Source organism: Streptomyces sp. NPDC057302, assembly GCF_042667685.1.
Lineage (GTDB): Bacteria > Actinomycetota > Actinomycetes > Streptomycetales > Streptomycetaceae > Streptomyces.
Window position 1 is genome coordinate 1 of record NZ_JBHUZJ010000164.1, and the last position, 3,573, is coordinate 3,573.

Sequence of the window (3,573 nt, forward strand, 5' to 3'; positions counted from 1 at the left end):
CGTCAGCGCGGGGCACTCTGTCGATGTCATCCGTTATGTGTCATCAGTCATCACAGCGTCACTTCTCGGCGCAGCTCTCCGCCACCTTCCGCAGCAGTCGGCCTATCTCCGCGTGGACGACGTGATGATGACCTCCCATCGGCACGTTGTCGGACCGGAAGAGCGAGGAGGCGTCCACGTTCGTGTAAGGCATCTCGCTCAGATTCCGCTCCTGCGCGTCGCCCAAGGTGTCGCTCAAGGTCGTGTCGGGAGGGCCGTCGATGCCCTGGATCCCGTCGAAGCCCAGGGCTCCCCATTTGCGGCTCATGGTGGCCAGCTCCGCCGAGTCGCCGATCATCTGGGCGGACAGCGGATACATCACGCCCAGGTGGGTGTCGAGATGGGAGAAGGTGCAGAGCAAGGGCCCGCTGATCAGGCGCCGTTGATTCCACAACGCGCCGTGCCCGGAGACCTGTTGGGGCAAGCTGTCGGCAAAGACGAAGTGTGACATCTCCGCCTGTATGAGCGTCAGGGACCCGAGCATGACCGAGTCCGAACCCTGACTCTCCAGGCCGCGCAGCGCGAATCCGGCCAGGCGGCCTCCCAGCCCGTGGCCGACCAGATGGATCCGCGTCTCGCACGCGTCGACCAAGGCCGCGAGGCAGGGCCCCAGGCCCGCCTGCCCCACCACGCCCGCGCGGCGCCGCAGCACATGACGTACCACCTGGCGGAACAGCTCATGAGCCCCGCGCCACGAGTCCGCGGAATCCAGCTGATCGCGGTCCTGCCCCACAGGACCACCCGCGGCAATCGTGCCGGTCCTGTTGACCCGGTCGCTGAGTGGCGTGGCCGGCCTGTGCCCCGCCACCCGGATCTCGGGGAGCGTGCCCGCCTTGGACACGGGGGAGCCGGACTTGCCGGTGCCGGACTCGTGACGGGCGGCCTCGCCCGGCTTCGTGTCCTCGGGGCCGGTCAAGTCGTCCAGCGCGGCGGCGAATTCGCTGCACATCGTCTTCGTGTCCTCGAACAGCATGAGCGGGTCGGTCTGCGGCAGCACCTCGCCCTCGGTGTCGGCGGCGAACTCGGTCAGCGGATCCTGCAAGGGGGTTTCCGCGATCCGACGCAGCGCGGAGCCGAGGTCGTCGAACGCCCCCTCGTGCGGGGGCTGCCCATTCAGCAGCCGGACGATCTCGGCCAACGGGGCCGCGCTGTCGGGCAGATGCCGCGCCAGATCCTCACTCATCGCCTCGCTGATGCCGGGGTACGCGTCCCGCTCACGCTTCGTCTCGTGTTCCGCCACACCCGGGATGCCCTCGTCCCTGAAGCACAGCGACGGCCACCGCACCGAGAGACACCCCACCGTGCCCGAAGCGTCTGCCCACGCGTCGGCGAGCATCCCGCTGAACGCGCCGTCGGCGGCTGTGGCCACCGCCTCATCGTTGTGGGCGCCGTGCACCAGCACGTACAAGTCCCGAACACCGCTGTCCCGTAAAGCCTCGTGAACCCTCTGCACCTCGGCCTGATCGAACTCGGCCCGTCGGCCGAAATGCAGGGCACCGAAGTCGTGAAACGCATCCTGTTGCGACATGGCTCACTCCCGCTCCCGTTTGGCGAGAACTCCTGGTTCCCACCGCGATGCGGTGCACTCGCGGCGAGGCATGGATGTACGCAGTTTCTACGCCGCTGATGCGTATGAGGAGCAGACGGACAGCTTCCGCCATGTATACGGCAGTTGGAGGAATGAAGCTCCAGAAGGTGGATAGCGATGCCCTCGCCAACCGGACCCGAGTCGCCCGGTCATACCCGGGCGAACCAGCCAACATGCGATCGCGAGCCACGCAAGAGCAGAGTCACGTAAGAGAAGAATCCCTACAATTGAAGGGTTCTCCATCATCGTGCAACCGGCCCAAGAGTTCGGCGACAACCCTGTCGAAGTACGTGAAACCGGTCACTACACGGAGGAATACGTACCCAGCTTCGTCGAGAAGTGGGACTCACTCATAGATTGGGAGAAGCGGGCGGAGAGCGAAGGGACGTTCTTCGTCGATCTGCTGCGCAAACGGGGTGTGCGAAGCGTCCTGGACGTCGCGACGGGCACCGGATTCCACTCGGTGCAGCTGCTCGCCACGGGATTCGAGACCGTCAGCGCCGACGGCAGTGCCGAGATGCTGTCCATGGCCTTCGCGAACGGCATGCAGAAGGGCGGCCACATCATGCGGGTCGTCCAGGCCGACTGGCGCTGGCTCAACCGCGACGTGCACGGCGAGTACGACGCCATCGTCTGTCTCGGCAACTCCTTCACGCACCTGTTCTCCGAACGCGACCGCCGCAAGGCGCTCGCCGAGTTCTACGCGATGCTCAAGCACGACGGCATCCTCGTCCTCGACCAGCGCAACTACGACGCGATCCTCGACGACGGCTACACCAGTAAGCACAGGTACTACTACTGCGGCGAGGACGTCGCCGTGGAGCCGGAGTACGTCGACGAGGGGCTGTGCCGCATGCGGTACCAGTTCCCGGACGACTCCGTGTACCACCTCAACATGTTCCCGCTGCGCAAGGACTACACCAGAAAGCTCATGACGGACGTGGGCTTCCAGCGGGTGGAGACGTACGGCGACTTCCAGCACACGTACCGCGGCGAGCAGCCGGACTTCTTCGTGCACGTGGCGGAGAAGGAGTACCGCACGGAGGACGGATCGGACGGCCGCTACACCGGCGCGGTCGGCACCGCCCGCAGCTACTACAACTCGCACGACGCGGACACCTTCTACGCCAAGGTGTGGGGCGGCGAGGACATCCACATCGGCCTCTACGACACCCCGGGCGAACCGATCGCGGACGCCAGCCGCCGCACGGTCCGGCGGATGGCGGGCAAACTGCCTCTGACCAGCGAGTCGGTGGTCCTCGACCTCGGCTCGGGCTTCGGCGGCTCCGCCCGTCAGCTGGCAGGGGGGCACGGCTGCCGGGTGATCGCGCTCAACCTGAGCGAGGTCGAGAACCGGCGCCACAAGGAGCTGAACGCGGGCCGCGGCCTGACCGAGCGCATCGAGGTCGTGGACGGCTCCTTCGAGGACATTCCGTACGGCGACGGGGAGGTCGACGTCGTCTGGTCCCAGGACGCCTTCCTGCACAGCGGAAACCGCGTCAAGGTCCTGGAGGAGATCGCCCGGGTGCTCCGGCCCGGCGGCCACCTGATCTTCACCGACCCGATGGCCGCGGACGACTGCCCGCCGGGCGTGCTCCAGCCGATCCTCGACCGCATCCACCTTGACGACATGGGCTCGCCCGGCTTCTACCGGCGGGAGCTGTCCCGGCTCGGCTTCACTCCTGCCGACGGCACGGACGGAGGCTTCGAGGAGCACGGCGAACAGCTGACCACGCACTACGCCCGCGTCCTCGAGGAGACGGCGCGGCAGGAGGCGGACGGTCTGGCCCGGCAGATCAGCCACGACTATCTGACCCAGATGAAGAAGGGCCTGGGCCACTGGATCGACGGGGGCCGCCAGAAGCATCTGACGTGGGGCATCTTCCACTTCGTACGCGACTGAGAGACCCTTCGCGCGGCGGTCGGCGCGGTTCTGCGTTCTGCGC

2 protein-coding genes are annotated in these 3,573 nt (G+C 66.9%); one reads left to right on the plus strand and one right to left on the minus strand.

The genetic code is table 11. The features are described from left to right. Positions 1-58: 58 nt before the first annotated feature. Positions 59-1,567, minus strand: a complete 1,509-nt coding sequence (locus ACFUPX_RS43985) for a hypothetical protein (RefSeq protein WP_383335367.1) — start codon at positions 1,565-1,567, stop codon at positions 59-61. 307 nt (positions 1,568-1,874) lie between these two features. Between ACFUPX_RS43985 and ACFUPX_RS43990 the strand changes: the two genes are divergently transcribed. Continuing rightward, positions 1,875-3,530: a methyltransferase domain-containing protein gene (locus tag ACFUPX_RS43990; RefSeq protein ID WP_383335369.1), complete on the plus strand. Its 1,656-nt coding sequence runs from the start codon at positions 1,875-1,877 to the stop codon at positions 3,528-3,530. Positions 3,531-3,573: the final 43 nt, after the last annotated feature.